Annotated in this window: 13 protein-coding genes; 4 read left to right on the forward strand and 9 right to left on the reverse strand. The window is 65.0% G+C overall.

Annotated elements, in window-relative coordinates; translation table 11 throughout:
- Positions 1–3 precede the first annotated feature (3 nt).
- Entirely contained in the window at positions 4–1,194 is a 1,191-nt protein-coding gene (locus ACM9LZ_RS11535; protein WP_416619613.1) for an LLM class flavin-dependent oxidoreductase, read from the reverse strand.
- Positions 1,195–1,206: 12 nt separating this feature from the next.
- On the reverse strand, positions 1,207–1,974 hold the full coding sequence (locus tag ACM9LZ_RS11540; protein WP_416619614.1) for an alpha/beta fold hydrolase: 768 nt from the start codon (positions 1,972–1,974) through the stop codon (positions 1,207–1,209).
- Positions 1,975–2,151: 177 nt separating this feature from the next.
- On the opposite strand from ACM9LZ_RS11540, the gene ACM9LZ_RS11545 reads away from it, so the two are divergent.
- Positions 2,152–3,030: a LysR family transcriptional regulator gene (locus ACM9LZ_RS11545; RefSeq protein ID WP_416619615.1), complete on the forward strand. Its 879-nt coding sequence runs from the start codon at positions 2,152–2,154 to the stop codon at positions 3,028–3,030.
- Here ACM9LZ_RS11545 and ACM9LZ_RS11550 read toward each other — a convergent pair.
- On the reverse strand, positions 3,014–3,802 hold the full coding sequence (locus tag ACM9LZ_RS11550; RefSeq protein WP_416619616.1) for a helix-turn-helix transcriptional regulator: 789 nt from the start codon (positions 3,800–3,802) through the stop codon (positions 3,014–3,016). The two genes, ACM9LZ_RS11545 and ACM9LZ_RS11550, sit on opposite strands and share 17 nt — an antisense overlap.
- An 86-nt stretch (positions 3,803–3,888) precedes the next feature.
- Here ACM9LZ_RS11550 and ACM9LZ_RS11555 point away from each other — a divergent pair, with 86 nt between their 5' ends.
- Complete coding sequence (locus ACM9LZ_RS11555; RefSeq protein ID WP_416619617.1) at positions 3,889–4,416, forward strand: VOC family protein; 528 nt, start codon at positions 3,889–3,891, stop codon at positions 4,414–4,416.
- Positions 4,417–4,470: 54 nt separating this feature from the next.
- Here ACM9LZ_RS11555 and ACM9LZ_RS11560 read toward each other — a convergent pair whose 3' ends face one another.
- Positions 4,471–5,652 carry an alpha/beta hydrolase gene (locus ACM9LZ_RS11560; RefSeq protein ID WP_416619618.1) on the reverse strand — a complete coding sequence of 394 codons (1,182 nt, stop codon included), beginning with the start codon at positions 5,650–5,652 and terminating at the stop codon, positions 4,471–4,473.
- A 42-nt stretch (positions 5,653–5,694) separates the two neighbouring features.
- Complete coding sequence (locus tag ACM9LZ_RS11565) at positions 5,695–6,882, reverse strand: FAD-dependent monooxygenase (protein ID WP_416619619.1); 1,188 nt, start codon at positions 6,880–6,882, stop codon at positions 5,695–5,697.
- Positions 6,883–7,042: 160 nt separating this feature from the next.
- On the opposite strand from ACM9LZ_RS11565, the gene ACM9LZ_RS11570 reads away from it, so the two are divergent.
- Positions 7,043–7,828: an IclR family transcriptional regulator gene (locus ACM9LZ_RS11570; RefSeq protein WP_416619620.1), complete on the forward strand. Its 786-nt coding sequence runs from the start codon at positions 7,043–7,045 to the stop codon at positions 7,826–7,828.
- On the opposite strand, the gene ACM9LZ_RS11575 is transcribed toward ACM9LZ_RS11570, so the two are convergent.
- Entirely contained in the window at positions 7,825–9,318 is a 1,494-nt protein-coding gene (locus tag ACM9LZ_RS11575) for an aldehyde dehydrogenase family protein (protein ID WP_416619621.1), read from the reverse strand. The two genes, ACM9LZ_RS11570 and ACM9LZ_RS11575, sit on opposite strands and share 4 nt — an antisense overlap.
- Positions 9,319–9,454: 136 nt before the next feature.
- Here ACM9LZ_RS11575 and ACM9LZ_RS11580 point away from each other — a divergent pair, with 136 nt between their 5' ends.
- Positions 9,455–11,059, forward strand: coding sequence for a GMC family oxidoreductase (locus ACM9LZ_RS11580; protein ID WP_416619622.1), 1,605 nt, complete (start codon positions 9,455–9,457; stop codon positions 11,057–11,059).
- 59 nt (positions 11,060–11,118) lie between these two features.
- Here ACM9LZ_RS11580 and ACM9LZ_RS11585 read toward each other — a convergent pair whose 3' ends face one another.
- The 3 genes from ACM9LZ_RS11585 to ACM9LZ_RS11595 all read right to left on the reverse strand — a co-directional run bounded on the left by ACM9LZ_RS11585 (position 11,119) and on the right by ACM9LZ_RS11595 (position 15,967).
- Positions 11,119–14,010 (reverse strand): TonB-dependent receptor domain-containing protein, encoded by a 2,892-nt coding sequence (locus ACM9LZ_RS11585; RefSeq protein ID WP_416619623.1) that lies wholly within the window; start codon positions 14,008–14,010, stop codon positions 11,119–11,121.
- Between the two features lie 230 nt (positions 14,011–14,240).
- A complete protein-coding gene (locus ACM9LZ_RS11590; RefSeq protein WP_416619624.1) occupies positions 14,241–15,038 on the reverse strand; it encodes an amidohydrolase family protein in 798 nt (265 codons plus the stop codon).
- Positions 15,035–15,967 carry an amidohydrolase family protein gene (locus tag ACM9LZ_RS11595; protein WP_416619625.1) on the reverse strand — a complete coding sequence of 311 codons (933 nt, stop codon included), beginning with the start codon at positions 15,965–15,967 and terminating at the stop codon, positions 15,035–15,037. The genes ACM9LZ_RS11590 and ACM9LZ_RS11595 overlap by 4 nt, the downstream gene beginning before the upstream one ends.
- Positions 15,968–15,975 lie beyond the last annotated feature (8 nt).

A 15,975-nucleotide genomic window follows, 5' to 3' on the forward strand; every position in this document is an offset into this window, starting at 1 on the left:
GGCTCAGGCGAACGCCTCATACCTTATGTCCGGGGCATCCACGGACAGTTCGGCCAGACGCGGGGCGACCTCCTGTGCGAACAAGGTCAGGTTCTCCACCGTCTCTGTATGGCCCAGCGTGCCGGCCTGCCCCATCATCAGCAGATTGCCGAACCCGCCGACATCGGCATAGAAGCGGCTGATCTGTCCGAACACGTCATCCGGCGTGCCGACGAACATCAGGCCGGCATCGATATATTGCTCGATGGTCGGGTCGGACGGCAGCGGGCTGCCATCGCGCAGGCGGGGGCGGATGGCATTTGGCCCGGCCTTCAGCAGGCGGACATTATCCTTGACCGACGTGAAGCCGGCCGGGTTGCGGAATTGCGGGTCCAGCCGTGCCGCCGTCGTGAAATAGGCCTTCATCTGTTCCGCCCGCTCGAACGCCGTCCGCCGGTCATGGGCGACCGAAACCAGGCCCAGATAGCCCAGCCGATCCTCCGACGCGGGCGCTCCGTGCGCTTCCTGATAGGCCTTGCGATAGGCGGCAAAGACCGACCGTGCAACGGCACCCGACAGGAAGGTGGCGCAGACATAGCCCAGCTTCGCCTGCTGTGCGGCGCTGGACCCGCTGGATGCCGTCATCCAGATGGGGGGCGTGGGCTGCTGGATGGGACGCGGCCACAGGCTGACGGCGCGATAATTGAAGAATTCCCCGTCCCAGGAGAAATTGTCCCCCTGGTTGGTCAGCGCCTCCCGGATCAGGTCATGGGCTTCCCAGAACCGGTCCATGAAGCGGACGGGCTGGCGGTTGGACATGAACACCTCATACGCCGCCCCCTTGACCAGCCCGACCTCCAGCCGGCCGTTGGAGATCACGTCGGCCATGGCGATTTCTTCCGCCACGCGCACCGGGTTGGCGCGATTGCCGATGGGAATACCCAGCGCCAGCAGCCGCGCGTTGCGCGTCTGGCGCGCCAGGATGGCCAGCGTCGTCATGCAGGATGTCGACATGCAAGTCGCCGCCGCATGATGCTCGTTGATCATGATGTTGTATCCCAGCTCGTCGGCCAGGACATATTCATCCAGATAGCGGTTGATCAGCCGCCCCGCCTCCACCGGGTCGCAATGATGCTGCGGCAGGGTGATGCGCATCGGTCCCGGCACCTCGAAGGCGGGGTGATAGGCCTGTTCGCTGAATTGCCAGACTTTCATGAAGGGTACTCCTCAAGCCGCGACGGCGGCGCCGCCGCGGGCGAAATCGCCGATGCGCCGTGCCGCCATATCGGGGCGGTCGACATAGATGCGATGACCGCATTCCGGGATGGTTTCGAACGTGGAGCCGGGGATCAGCGCGGCATAGTCGCGCCCGTAATCCAGGGATGCGATGGCGTCATCCTCTCCCCACAGGACCAGCGTCGGGACGGTGACGCGGTGAAGACGGTGGCGGAGCTTGGGGTTGCACATATAAGGCGACCAGCCGAACAGCATGGTGGCCTCCGCATTGCGCACGCGCCGTTCCAGGACCTCCTCCGGCATGGCGGCCAGGTCCAGCCGGGGGGCGGGCGTCAATTGCGACTGGCGCTCCAACGTGCCGCCATCCTGCACGAAAATGTCCAGCACGCGGCGCGTCGTGCGGTCCGCCGTTTCGATCCCGAACGGGGCGCCCAGCACCGACAGGGCCACGCGCCCATTATTCTTCACCAGCATTTCCGCCGCGATCCAGCCGCCGAAGGAAAAGCCGGCCAGCACCACATCGTGCAAATCCAACTGGTCCAGCAGGTCCAGATAGAAATAACCCAGATCATCGACGGTGGAGTAGGACCGTGGCAGGTCCGACCCGCCGAAGCCCGGATGCGACGGGGCATAGACCGTGTGCGTGGCCGACAGAAGATCGATCAGGGGAAACAGCGCCTCCACCCCGTCCATGCCATGCAGCAGCAGCAGGGGCCGACCTTCGCCCTTGACCAGCATTTCCAGGCGAACGCCGCCCACCTGTAAAAACCGCGTTCCGGAAGGAGAGAGGGCGTTCGCCGCTTCGCTATTCATCCGCCATGACCTTTCTTGAACGCTTCACGCTTGATTGACGATGGCTGATTCTTGGCCGGGCGAAGGCTTTGCCGTCCAATTCTTTGTCTTGCAGAACTGATGCCGGCGCGGTATCAATTAGACATGGAACTTCGACATCTCCGGTATTTTCAAGCAGTTGCACGCGAGGAGCACTTCGGTCGCGCCGCGCAGGCGATCCGCATCGCCCAGCCGGCGCTGACCCGTCAGGTCCGCGACCTGGAGGAAGAACTGGGCGTGCAACTGTTCGAACGGCTGCCGCGCGGCGTGCGCCTGTCACCGGCGGGGCGGGCCTTCCTGGAAGATACCGACGCCATTCTGGAAAAGCTGCAGCGCTCCGTCGCGCGCGCAAAAAGCTATGCCACCGGTCATGTCGGGTCGGTGCAGATCGGGTTCAGCGAGCTGGCGTCCCGCCATCCCGACATCCCGTCCAAGCTGCTGCGGTTCCGCCTGGATGAACCCATGGTGGAACTGAACCTTCTGCCGATGAGTTCGTTGAACCAGATCGACGGCCTGCGCAACGGCACCGTGGATGTGGCCATTGTCTATGACATTCATCTGCCGGACGAAAACCACGGGCAGTTGGAAACCTGCGAGCTGGGCAATAGCGAGATCGTGCTGGCCATCCATGAGGATCATCCGCTGGCCCAACGCCCCATCCGGATGCAGGATCTGGCGGAGGAACGTTTCATCTTCCCTGCCCGCAAGCCGCAACCGCGTTATTTCGACCGGCTGATGCAGGCCTGCATGGACAATGGCTTTTCACCCAACATCGTGCAGGAAACGGCCACCGACAGCATCCTGTTGAGCCTGGTGGCCGTCGGCCTGGGCATCGGCTTCACCCAGCAGACGCGGCAGGTGCCGCGTCAGGGTGTGTTGCTGCGGGAGGTGGAGGATCTGGAGCTGTCCTTCCGCCTGCATCTGGCCTGGCGCCGCTCCGACCCCTCGCCCGCCGTGCTGCGTTTCATCAACGCGATGCGGTAGGGGGACGCAACCGCCCATACGTCGTCGCCAGGTCCTGCTTGTCCATCACGCCCAGCTTGCAATAGGCGCGGCGGCGATAGGTGATGATGCTGGACAGGGTCAGGCCGGTGGCGGCACCGATTTCCGCCTGGGTCCGGCCCAGGATCATATTGGCGGCAACTTCCGCCTCACGCAGGCTCAACCCCACGCCGGCGGCTAGAAGCACGTCTGCCACCGTTTCCGGCGTATCATCACAGGGCCGGTTGGCCGACAGATCGACATGGCGGCACAGTGCTGCCATCAGGATGGGGGCTGCACCCTCCAGCCGTTCGATGTCCGCCGGCTGGAACTCGCCATCAACGGAGCTGCGGTAGCCGCTGGCCACCAGCGCACGCGGCCCCGCCGACAGGATGCTCAGCCGTTCGGCGATGTCCCCACGCTCGTAGCAGGTGCGGCGGTAATCGGGATCGGCGATGTCGCGCGCGCGCGTGCGCACCACCATGACACCACCCCTGGCACGGCCCGGCACCGCACGGCGGACGGCCTGATCGGTGCGCCAGAAACGGCCGCAATAAGCCTGTGAGGCCGAGCGGGCGAAATCCGGCACGGCCCGGCAATCCCCCTCCGCGAACAGGGCGCGGGGGGCCCCCGGTCCGGTCGGGGCAAAGGCGGAGAACAGCCGCGCACCGCACAGGTCACGCAGGCTCAGCAGGAACCGGGCCGGGAAGTCCGGGGTGCCGACCGCGGCCACCAGCCCGGCCAGCATCGTCATGTCATCACGCCTGTCCATCATCCTGTCCCCCTGCCGGGGGGACGAAGGCCCGCCGCACCCGGCCTATGCTGGCCCCAACCATTCAACGACATCCGGGAGACGATGCCATGTCCACGCCGCCGAAGATCAAGGGCCTTTACCATTTCGCCTATCCCTGCCGCGATGCGGAGGAAACCCGCCATTTCTACGAGGATGTGCTGGGCCTGCCGCTGGTCAATTGCATGACCGCCGATCGCGTGCCCAGCACGGGAGAGGAAAAGCCCTATGCCCATATGTTCTTCGCCATGACCGATGGCTCCTACATCGCCTTTTTCGACCTCGGCGAAAACGAGATGCCTGCCCCCTCCCCCAACACTCCCGGCTGGGTGCAGCATTTCGCGATGGAAACCGGGTCCGTGGCCGATGTCCTGGCCATGCGCGAACGGCTGGTCGCGCATGGGGTGGAGGTGCTGGGACTGGTCGATCACGAATTCGTGAAATCCATCTATTTCTTCGATCCCAACGGCCTGCGTCTTGAGGTGACGGCCCGCACGGAATCCCCCACCTACCTTGCCGATGCCGCCCGCACGGCCCGCGCCGACCTGGACCGATGGACGGCGGCCAAGGCCGCACGGCTGAAGGCGCGGGCGGGGTGAACCGGAACGATGCCCCCCTTCCCTCGGCCTGTCCGGGGAAAGGGGGCTTTGCCATCACCCTTCCAGGAACCCCTTGCGCCGGCTCCAGTCCGTGATCAGGCCGATGCAGGTGGCCAGATGCTCAGGCTGGCCGATATAATAATGCGTGGCCCCGATGATGCGGTGATATTCCTTGTCCGGTGTGGCCAATGCCGCGTTGATGGCCGGATTGTGCGAGGCCGGGACGGCATCATCGGCCGTGTTCTCGATCTGCAGCACCGGTGTCCGGTGGATGCGGGCGGCGTTCATCGGCCCCTTGGCGTTGGACAGATCATAGCTCCACTGGCTGAGCCAGGATCGCAGGGTGCAGAAGCGCGCCAGCCCCACCGGCCCGACATTGACGGTACGCGGATCGCCCATATAGGTCCAGTTCGGCCGCCGTTCATTGGGATCGACCGTGGGGTCGATCCAGCGCACGTCGCACATGGTGCGATGGACGATGAAGGCGCGTTCCTGCTCAGCCCCGCCGCGCCGGCGCAGCCGTTCCAGCTGTTCCTGGCACCATTGGGTGATACGGCGGTTGCGGGCAACCTGGCCGGCACGGAACCGGCTGATGAAATCGGGGTCGAAGGCCGGCTTGTTGGGGCAATCGTCGGCATAAATGTCGAAAGCAACGTCACGCCGGTCGGGATCAGCCTCGTCCAGCACCGATGGGTCCAGCCATTCGGTCAGGGTTTCCGCGCGGGACAGATGGGCGGCGATGAAGATGACGCCATCGGCCATTTGTAGCCCGGCCTGGGTCAGGTCCAGCGCGTCACCGGCCGGTGTGTGGGTGATGGATGGTTTCTCCGCCTGCGCCTGATAGAACAGCGACAGCGATCCGCCCCCGGACCAGCCGACCAGCACCACCCGCTCATAGCCCAGCACCTCACGGGCATGGGCGATCCAGCGGCCAAGGTCGATGGCCACCTTCTCCATGATCAGGGCGCTGTCGTTGCGGGGGTAACGGCTGGCGGCACACAGCACATCCAGCCCCTGATCCGCCAGCGCCATCGGCATGGGCAGCAATTGCAGCGTCGATGTCGGGTGCATGAAAAGATAGACCGTGCGGGCGCGGGCAGCCGGCCGGCACAGAAGCTGGCCTTCCAGGTTGACCTTCCCTGAATTGCCGGCAAAGCCATAGGTTTCGCTGAACCCCCTGATGTCGGGGAAGCTGACCACCTGCGGCTGCCGGACCCAGGCTGTTGGTTGCGACATGTTCGTTTCTCTCTTCGGATTGTTCTTCTGCTGACGGTGCGCTTACAACGGCACGGTCGTCACATCATGCCGGAATAGCCATTCGTAGCGTTCGGCCACCCGTTCAGGGTCCCATTCCCGGTCCACATAGGCTTGTGCCCCCGCGGCCTCGGCCAGGGCCGGATTGTGGAAGCGGCCGGCATTGGCCGAGGCCGCCTGGACCACCCGCGTCGTGCGGGGGATGCGCGCAGCCTGATAGGCCTGGAATGCCCGCGCATGGTCGCCGGCATAGGTTTCCAGTGCCCGGCCCAGGACAAAGGCATCCTCGACGGCCATGCCCGCCCCCGCCGCCATGAAGGGCAGCATTGGATGGGCGGCGTCGCCCAGCAGCGTGACGCGGCCCTTCGTCCAATTGTCCAGCGGCTGACGCGACAGCAACGCCCAGCGGAAGGGCTGCGGGATGGCCCGGATATAGGTGTGAACATCGGCATGCCAGCCGGCATAGTCGGCCAGACAGGCCTCCACCGTGGACGGGCTGGACCAGGATTCCGTCTTCCAGTCCTGGTTTTCCACGACGCTGGAGAAATTCATCAATTCTCCGCGCCGGATGGGATAATTGACGATGTGGCCGCCCGGCCCGATCCAGTTGATGCCGACATCGCGCACCAGATGGGCTGGCAGCCGGTCCATGGGGATGACCCCGCGCCACGCCACGATGCCCGTGAAGCTGGCCGCCAGTTCACCGAACAGCTTCTGGCGAATGACGGAATGCACGCCATCGGCACCGATCACCAGATCGACCCGCTCCGCCGGCTGGTCCGCGAAGTGCAGCGTCGCACCGGCCGGCTCCTGTTCCACATCGACGCAGCGCGACGCCAGCCGGATCGCGTCCGGCCGGACGGCACGTACCGCCTCGGCCAGCACATTATGCAGGTCGTTGCGATGGATGGTGATGTAGGGCGCGCCATAGCGCTCCACCGATTGCGGCCCCAGATCGAAAAGCTTCCAGGTCTGGCCCGTACTCCATAGCCGGATTTCCTTGCCGACCGGGCAGTAGGATTGCGCCAGGATGGCATCCAGGATGCCCAGTGCGGCAAAAACCCGCGTGCCGTTGGCGCTGATCTGCAACCCGGCCCCGACCTCCCGCAATTCGTCGGCCTGTTCATGGACCGTGACGTCGAACCCGCGTCGCAGCAGCGCCAGGGCCGCCGTCAGTCCGCCGATCCCCGCCCCGACAATGGCTATCCGCATTGGGGCTATCCGCATTGGACACCTCGTTTGAGTTTTAACGTTCGATAATAACGAACATTATTCGTCAATATCACAAGAGTCGATCCCCGGCCAGAACCATTGCGCTGTCGACGCAAACCCGAAGCTCTGCTACCCATGGCGGGGAACCAGCGAGAAAACGATGACGAATCCGTCCGACGATTCCCTCAACCAGAAGCGGCGCGTGCAATCCATCGAGGTGGGGTTCCGGGTGATCCGGGTCTTGCAGCGCGCGACCGAGCCGATGGCCCTGCGCGACATCGCCAAGGCCGCCGAGATGCCGGCCAGCAAGGCCCATCTCTATCTGGCTTCCTTCATGCGGGAAGGGCTGGTGGCGCAGCACCCGCAGACGGCACGCTATGCCCTTGGCCCTTACGCCACCGAACTGGGCCTGTCGGCCATCCGGCAATTGTCCGTGGTGGAAGCGGCCAATATGGAGATGGCGGAACTGACGGCGCGCACGGGCTGCGCCACCTATCTGTCCGTCTTCACCGAATATGGTCCGGCCATCGTTTCCAAGGTGGATGGCAACCGCCAGGGAGCCTTCACGGTACGGCTGGGCCATGTTCTGCCGATGGCCAGTTCGGCGACGGGCATCATCTTCCTGGCCTTCCTGCCACAGGCGCTGACCTACCTTTCATCGGAAGGCCAGCCAGACCTGATGCCGGCGCCCGACCTGCTGGCGGCGGTCCGGCGCAATGGCTATGCCACCACCAGCGGCCTGATCAACGCCAATTTTGCCGCCATCTCCGCCCCGATCTTCGATTACAGCGACGGTCTGGCGGCGGCTTTGACGCTGCTGGGCCCTGACAAGTACCTGACCGGTGACCGAACGCGGTCCAGCATTGACCATGTCCTGGATGCCGCCGGCCGGGTCAGCGTGAAGATGGGCGGCCGCGCCGCCGGGACGCGGCCGGCAACGGCCTAGATGGCGATGGCGACCGACTTCACCTCCGTATAGGCCTCGATCCCTTCCCGGCCGTTCTCCCGGCCCCAGCCGGATTGCTTGAACCCGCCGAAAGGCAGGGCGGGGTCCAGGCCGCCGCCATTCACCCGCACCGTTCCGGCCTTCAGCTTGCGGGCCAAACGGTGCGCGGCGCTGAGATTCTGTGTCCAGACCACGGCACCCAGACCATACTCGGTATCATTGGCCTGTGCCGCGATGGCGTTCAGGTCGCCGTCGCTGAAGGACATGGCACACAGGACGGGGCCAAAAATCTCCTCCCGCACCACCGACATCTGCGGCGTCGTGCCGGTCAGCACCGTGGGTGGCACGAAATAGCCGGGGCCGTCCGCGGCCGTGCCCTGCCCGCTGATCCGCGCGCCGTCCCTCAACCCCGCCTCGATATAGGACAGCACCCGCGCCTTCTGTTCGGCCGAGACGACGGGCCCCATCTGCGTCGTGGGGTCCAGACCCGGCCCCACGCGCAGCCTGGACGCGAAGTCACACACGCCTTCCACCAGGGCATCGAACACGCTCTCATGCGCGAACAGGCGGGACCCGGCGTTGCAGATCTGGCCGGCATTGGTGAAGATCGACCGGGCAGCCCCCTCGATGGCGCGGCTGATATCGGCGTCGGGCATGACGATTACCGGCGTCTTGCCGCCCAGTTCCAGCGTCACCCGCTTCATGGTGCCCGTCGCGGCCTTGATGATCAGGCGGCCAACCTCGGTGGAGCCGGTGAAGGTCACCTTGTCCACGCCGGGATGGGCCACCAGGGCCGCCCCCGCCATCTCCCCCACCCCGGTCACCAGATTGAACACGCCCTTGGGGAAGCCCACCTCCTCCACCAGATGCGCCAGCTTGATCGCCGTCAGCGGCGTCTGTTCGGCGGGCTTCAGGACCAGGGTGCAGCCGGCCGCCAGTGCCGGGGCCATCTTGGCCACCGCCATGGCCAATGGCGCGTTCCAGGGCACGATGGCCGCCACAACGCCCACCGGTTCCCGCACCGTATAGGCGTGCCAGGTGCCGGGACCGGACAGGTTCACCGTTTCCCCGCCCAGCTTTGTCGTCCAGCCGGCATTGTAGCGCAGGGTTTCCACCGCATGCGGGACGTCGAACAGCCGGGCATCGCGCAAGGGCTTGCCATTGTTCAGTGTTTCCAGCAGGGCGAATTCCTCCACCCTGGCCTCGATCGCGTCGGCCAGCCGCCAGAGAAGGCGGGCGCGTTCCGATGGCTTCATCTCCCCCCATGGCCCATCCAGGGCGGCGCGCGCCGCCCGCACGGCAAGATCGACATCCGCTTCCCCGCCCAAGGCCACCTGGCCCAATGCAGACCCGTCGCCGGGATTGAACGTGTCGAAGCCGGCACCGGTGCGCGGCTCCCGCCATGTGCCGTCGATGAACAGGCCATGTTCTCGCCCGGCGAAGCGTCGCGCTTCTTCCAGGGCGATCTGGTCCTTTGCGATATCCGGCATTTCTCACCGTCTCGAATTGATGGATGGATAGGATGTCGGCGCGTGCGGCCGGGTGGACGCCTCGGCGTCTCTTCGTTTGCTATTGTTGAACATATTCCGTTATTGTGCAACACCCCTTTTGGATTTGTGAGGAACCGTGACGCAGAAGTTCGACCACATCATCGTCGGCGCCGGGTCGGCGGGCTGCGTGCTGGCCAACCGTCTCAGTGCCGATGGCACCCGCCGCGTGCTGCTGATCGAGGCGGGCGGCTCCGACGCCAGCCCCTTCCATGCCATGCCGCTGGGCTTCATGGCGGCCATGGCCGACCCGGCCAAGGATTGGGGCTATGCCACGGAGCCGGAGGCCAACCTTGACGGGCGCAGCCTGCCCCTGCCGCGCGGGCGCGTGCTGGGCGGCTGTTCCACCACCAACGGCATGATCTATATGCGCGGCCACGCCCGTGATTATGATGAATGGCGCGACATGGGTTGTCCCGGTTGGGGCCATGATGATGTGCTGCCCTATTTCCGGCGGATGGAGAGCAGTTGGCGCGGGGCCGGTCCCTATCATGGCGGCGACGGCCCCCTGTCCGTCACGCAGGTACGCCATCCGGCCTTGCTGACCGATGAGATCCTGCAATCCGCCACCGCCGCCGGCTTCCCGATCAGCGACGATCTCAGCGGGGAACAGCAGGAGGGTTTCGCCTTGAGCGAGGTGACCATCACCCGCCAGGGCCGGCGGGCCAGCGCCGCGCAGGCCTATCTGCGCCCGGCCCTGAAGCGACCCAACCTGACCCTGCTGTCCGGGGCGCAGGTGACGCGCATCCTGTGGGAGGGGAAGCGGGCCACCGGCGTGGAATATCGCCGTGACGGCGCGATGGCGCAGGTCCGGGCCGACCGCGACATCATCCTGTCCGGCGGGGCCTACAATTCCCCGCATCTGCTGATGCTGTCCGGGGTGGGGCCGGCGGCGCATCTGCGCGACCATGGTGTCGATGTGCGGGTGGACGCGCCGGGCGTCGGCCAGAACCTGTCCGAACACCCACTGGTCTATGCCGAATTCGCGGCCGCCGCCGATACGTTCCTGAAACAGCTCCGCTTCGACCGCGCCGCCCTCTCCGCTCTGCGCTGGGCCTTGCTGGGCACGGGTCCCTTCGCCTCGCAGGTGACAAGCTGTGCCGCGCTGCTGAAGACCTTGCCGGATCTGGAACGGCCGGATATCCAGCTGATGGTGATGCCGGTCCGGCTGGATGCCAAGCTGTGGATGCCCGGCGTGCGGCGGCGCCTTGCCGACATGTTCTCCGTCATGGTGATCCAGTTGCACCCGGAAAGCCGGGGGCAGGTGACGTTGCGTTCCGCCGATCCGGGCGACAAGCCGCGCGTCCATCTGAACCTGCTGTCGCATGAGCGGGATTATGCCGAACTGCGACGCGGTATCCGGGTGCTGCGCACCCTGTTTGGCAGCGGTCCGCTGGCCTCCCTGGCCACGCGGGAAACGAAGCCTGGCATCGATCGCCAGAGCGATGCGGACCTGGATGCCTTCATCCGCGCCAATCTGCGCATCACCCAGCACCCGGTCGGCACCTGTCGCATGGGCATGGATGACGCCGCCACCGTCGATCCGATGCTGCGCGTGAAGGGCGTGGCGAACCTGCGGGTCGTCGATGCCTCCATCATGCCCACCGTTCCCGGCGGCAATACCAACGCGCCCGTGATCATGGTGGCGGAGAAAGCGTCCGACCTGATCCTTGGTGAGCGATAAAAGAAGGGCGCCGGTGCGGTTCACGCAACCGGCGCCCTGTCGAGGGGATGGGAGAAAGCTCAGAACCGCGCCCGCGCGCCGATGACCCAGAAACGTCCGCGATTGTCGAAGAAGGGGGAATTGGCGATGGTCGGCTGCACGATGCCGTTCGGCGTGATCGGCGGTGCCTCGTTGGTCAGGTTTTCCACCGAGCCATAGATCGTGACATTCGCCGTCGCATCCCAGGCGATGTTGGCATCGAAGTAATTGATGCCGTCGATGCGGTTGTCGGCAATGTCCAGAACGGTCCGGTTGAACCGCGTGTCAATCTTGCCGCCGGAAATATAGCGATAGCCGACCCCCAGCTTCCAATCATCGAAGCTGTAGCTAACATTCAGGTTCACACGCCATTCCGGCACGCCCTGCGGCGGCGGGGAAATGCCGGCCAGCCCGACATAATCGTTGGTTACACCATTGGCCGTGGTGGCCAGCTTGTCGGCATGGTTGACCAGCAGCCGCAGCCGCATGTCACCGTCAGCACCCGCCATTTCCAGCGGGAAATTATACTCCATCTCCAGATCCTGCCCCGCCACCTTCTGCGAGTTGGCGTTGAAGGGGATGATATTGACCCGGGTGATGATGTCGTTGGTCTGGGTTACCCCGGAACAGAAGACGCTCTGTCCCCGGAAGCAGAAATTCACGATATCCTGTGCCGAAATGACCGAGATCGCGTCCTTCACCTTGATATTGTAATAATCGAAGGACGCGCGGAAGCCGCTCAACCAGCCGGGTTGATAGACGACACCCACTGAATAGGTATCGGCCTTTTCCGGCAGCAGGTCGGGATTGCCGCCCGTGATCTGCGTCGTCTGGCGGCCGATATTGGTGCGCGGATCGATGATCTGGTTGATCACCTGATTGCCGCGTGAGAATAGTTCGTAATTGTTGGGTGCGCGTATGTCGCGGGACAGGGTGCCACGGAAGCGGACATCGGCCACGGGCTCGTAATTGCCGCCGATCTTCCAGGCCCAGACCGTGCCGCTGGTCGAATAATCCGTGTACCGGGCCGCGCCGTTCAAATCCAGCTTGTTGGCGAATGCCGCCCCGTCGGCCAGCGGCACCACCACCTCCGCATAGCCTTCCTTCACATGGTACTTGCCACTGAAGGGCTGTGCGTTGATGGAACGCCAGCGGCTGGCGGCAGAATTGGCGTCCGACGTCTGAACCGTCTTTTCCGTGCGATATTCCGCGCCCGCCGCCACCGACACCGGCCCCGCCCAGGTGGTGAAGGGAGAGCCGGAGATGTTCGCGGCATAGACTTCCTGCCGCATCTCCGCGAAAGTGGTGGAGGTGCCGTGGTAATAGGCCTGGGCCTGCTGGGTGATGGAACCGGCGCCGAACGGGTTGATCGGGATACAGCCCCGAATATCGCCATACGGGTCCCGTGCCGCCGTGGGGTTGGGATTGTTCAGCAGCACGCGACAGATGGGCTGTCCCGTGGCCGGGTTGATCACGCTGTCGATGCCATAGGTCCAGCGCTGGGCGATGCGGTTGTTCAGCGCCGCCTGGTCATAGGTGTTGCGGGTGATCTGTCCCGTCGCGCTCCAGGTCCAGTTGCCGGCCAGAATGCCCTCGGCGCCAAAGCTCCAGCGCCGGGCCTTGGTCGTGGTCTGGAAGATGGAATTGCCATCCTCCAGGTTGATGCGGCCAAAGGGGATGCTGGTCAGGCCCAGCGAGGCCATCGCCGCCCTCACCGAGCCATCCAGAAAGGCATTGTCGTTGCGGATGGTCAGCGTGCCGGTATCCGGGTTTGCGGCCAGATCGGATTCCGCCTGCACCTCCGAATAGAGCATGTCGGCGAACAGGGTGATATCGTCGCTCACCTCGAAGCTGACACGGCCATAGCCGCTTTTGCGTTCGATTTCCGGCAGAAGGTTGCCGCCGTCGATCACCTGATAGCCGTTGCCGCCCTGCATATAGGTGCCGCCGACATTGGTGCCGTATTCAAACGGCAGGGGCTGGCCGTTCGGACCGAATTGCACGCCCGTGCCGGGTGCGAAGCCCAATTGCGCCGCCAGGCTCTGGGCCAGCGTGTTGCGCCCGCCCTGCAGGCCGACCACGCCGCCGGGCGTCATCTGCGAGAACACGCCATTTTCGACGATCAACAGGCGCGGCTGGCCGTTGGTGGGGGTATAGGCGGCGTTGGTCAATTGCACCGTGCGGTTTCGGCCCCAGGGGCGCTCCGCCTGGCTGGTCTGGCCGGAATTATGCAGGAAATCGGCCGCCAGGGTGGCATGCAGCTTGCCATCCAGAAAACCATGGCCCACCGCGACGCTGGCCTTGGGACGGCGGAAATCACCATAATCGGTCACGCCATAGGAAATATCGGCCTTGGCACCCTGGAACGTCTTGTCCAGCACGAAATTGACGACGCCGGCCACCGCGTCGGATCCGTAGGCGGCCGAGGCGCCGCCCGTCACGATCTCCACATTCCGGATCAGCGCGACGGGAACGATGTTGGTGTCGATCGTGCCGGCGGGATCGGTGGCCCCGACGCGGTTGCCGTTCATCAATACCAGCGTGCGCTGGGTGCCCAGGCCGCGAAGGTCGGCATTGGACGCGCCGATGGGTTCGCTCGACTTGCCGATATTCTGGTTGACCTTCAGTTGCGGCACATCGCGCAAAAGGTCGGACACGGTGCTGACGCCCCTGTCCTGCATCTCCACCGCCCCGACGGAGGTCAGGGGCGTGGGCGCCGTGAAACCGGAAATGCGCGTGCCCGTGACGACGATTTCATCCAGTGCCTGCATCGGTTCCGCACCGGACGGTCCCGCCGGCTGCTGCGCCGCGGCCAAGGGGGCCGCCAGCGGGGCGCACAAGGCCAGCAGGCTGACCATGCCCAGCCTGAACGACCGCCCGCCGCCGTTGCGCGGCATATCTGCATGGGAACCGGCGCACATCTCCTGAACCATTTGTTCCTCCCCGCCGAATGACGATCATTCGGCCTGTATATTGTTCGTTGATTTCATATTGTGTTCGTCTATGACGAACAGTCCAATGCCACTATCGGCAAGACCGATAACGGGGCGGCATTGGTAGCGGGAGCATCCTGCCCCGGCCGGAACAAGGGCGCGGCGCAGGGCCACGCCCGATGGCGACTGCCGCTCCGGTAGACACGACAGCAGTCACCGCCGCGCGGTTTTCAGAAGAAGCAGAGGCGCAGGGCGGCGTCGGAAATCCGGCGTCGAACGGCCGCATCGGGGACCAGTTCCTGGAACTGCGCCAGGGTGTCGCCATAGGAAATGGCACTTTCCTTGCCGACAAAGGGCGCGTCACTGCCCCATAACAGGCGGTCCCCGCCCGCTTCGGCCAGAAGCCGGGCCGAAGCGGCCCGGCGAAGGCCCGGTCCCAGCCGGAAGCCGGCAGAAATCTTCACCCAGGTCCGTCCCCCCGCGACGGCCCGCAGGATGGATTGGAAGCCGTCGCCGTCCATGCCATCGGGCGCGCGCAGCAGGCCGAAATGGTCGACCACGACATCGATCCCGTGGGCCGCCAGGACCGGCAGGACGATGGCCTGCTGATCGGCGCTGGCGTTCAGTTCGACATGCATGCCGCAATCGGCCAGACGGTTCAGGAATTTTCGATAAGGGAAACTGTGGAAATCAGGCGGTGCCGCATCCACCTTCCATTGCATGCGCACCCCCACGACACCCTGGTCGCGCAGGCTGCGGATGGTTGCGGCATCGGTCTCCGGCTCCAGCATCACGGTCGCGCGCAGGCGCCGGTATCGGGCCAGCGAGGTCAGCGTATAGTCATTATAGTCGCCATAGAGGCTGGCGGCCGTGACGATGCCGAACGCGACCCCGTGCCGGTCCAGGTCGGCGATGAAATCCTCTGCCGTATATTCATAATCGGGCCGGATCCAGGCATCCTCCCGGAAGGGCATGCGCCGCGTGATGATATGGGCGTGCGCATCGACGATGGGCGGATCGGCAATCATGATGCTGCACGCTCCCCTGCTGGTACAGCCCCGCGCTGGAACAGGCCGCACGCCGTGTCATGCAGGAACAGGCGCCGTTCCTTCGCGTTCAGCAGGGCCGCCGCTTCCCGCGCCTGTGCCACCATGTCGGCATAGGTTTCCAGGGTATTCCCCACGTCGGAACCCCACATGACATGGTCGGCGCCCATGATATCGACAGCCCGCCGGACAAAGGCGGCATGATCCACGCCTGCCTTGTCGAACATCCGGAAATTGATGGTGGTCAGCTTGTAATAGACATTGCGGTATTCCCGCATGGCCACCAGCGCCGGGACCAGGCCCAGTTGTGACCGGTCGTCACCGCCGCTCGGCCATCCGAAATGGTCCAGCGCGATGCGCAGGCGCGGAAAGCGGCGGGCAAGACCGGCGATGCGGCATAGCGGCGCCGGCGCGGCCACGCCGGGCGCATACATCACCACCATGGTCAACCCATGGCGATCCGCGACCTGCCAGGTCCGCAACGCGGCCTCGCTGTCCAGCCAGGGATAGGCACCGGTTTCGTCGGGATAGCCGAACAGGCGCAGCCCGACGATATCGTGCCGGAGAACCATCCCTTCCAGAACCGTCGGCGTCTCCGGGTCCTGCGCATCCAGCATCACGACGGCGGGCAGGCGTCCCGGATGGGTGTCGGACATGTCCAGCAGGTAGCGGTTATCCTTCTTGTAGATCGTGTTGTACTGCACGGCGGACCCGCCGGTAACACCACTTTCCGCCCACCATCGCAGCAGGCGCTCGGCCGTCACCGGCTCCGCCGCGATGCGCCGGCGGAGATTTTCCTCGCCTTCCCGCGCATTGCGGGTGTCCATCGGGTATCGGGCTTCGTCGTTGGTGAACACATGGGCGTGGGAATCGTAAACCGGGTCCCCGCCGATATCGATGATCGGGTTCATGGCGCACC

Origin of the sequence: Niveispirillum fermenti, from assembly GCF_048066175.1 — a bacterium.
Lineage (GTDB): Bacteria > Pseudomonadota > Alphaproteobacteria > Azospirillales > Azospirillaceae > Niveispirillum > Niveispirillum fermenti.

Bases quoted from the DNA above. Each gene is read 5' to 3' on its own strand.
- ACM9LZ_RS11575 (WP_416619621.1), bottom strand. From the start codon at position 9,318: ATGCCGGATATCGCAAAGGACCAGATCGCCCTGGAAGAAGCGCGACGC.
- ACM9LZ_RS11585 (WP_416619623.1), bottom strand. From the start codon at position 14,010: ATGGTTCAGGAGATGTGCGCCGGTTCCCATGCAGATATGCCGCGCAAC.
- ACM9LZ_RS11555 (WP_416619617.1), top strand. From the start codon at position 3,889: ATGTCCACGCCGCCGAAGATCAAGGGCCTTTACCATTTCGCCTATCCC.
- ACM9LZ_RS11590 (WP_416619624.1), bottom strand. From the start codon at position 15,038: ATGATTGCCGATCCGCCCATCGTCGATGCGCACGCCCATATCATCACG.
- ACM9LZ_RS11565 (WP_416619619.1), bottom strand. From the start codon at position 6,882: ATGCGGATAGCCATTGTCGGGGCGGGGATCGGCGGACTGACGGCGGCC.
- ACM9LZ_RS11545 (WP_416619615.1), top strand. From the start codon at position 2,152: ATGGAACTTCGACATCTCCGGTATTTTCAAGCAGTTGCACGCGAGGAG.
- ACM9LZ_RS11570 (WP_416619620.1), top strand. From the start codon at position 7,043: ATGACGAATCCGTCCGACGATTCCCTCAACCAGAAGCGGCGCGTGCAA.
- ACM9LZ_RS11535 (WP_416619613.1), bottom strand. From the start codon at position 1,194: ATGAAAGTCTGGCAATTCAGCGAACAGGCCTATCACCCCGCCTTCGAG.
- ACM9LZ_RS11595 (WP_416619625.1), bottom strand. From the start codon at position 15,967: ATGAACCCGATCATCGATATCGGCGGGGACCCGGTTTACGATTCCCAC.
- ACM9LZ_RS11560 (WP_416619618.1), bottom strand. From the start codon at position 5,652: ATGTCGCAACCAACAGCCTGGGTCCGGCAGCCGCAGGTGGTCAGCTTC.
- ACM9LZ_RS11550 (WP_416619616.1), bottom strand. From the start codon at position 3,802: ATGATGGACAGGCGTGATGACATGACGATGCTGGCCGGGCTGGTGGCC.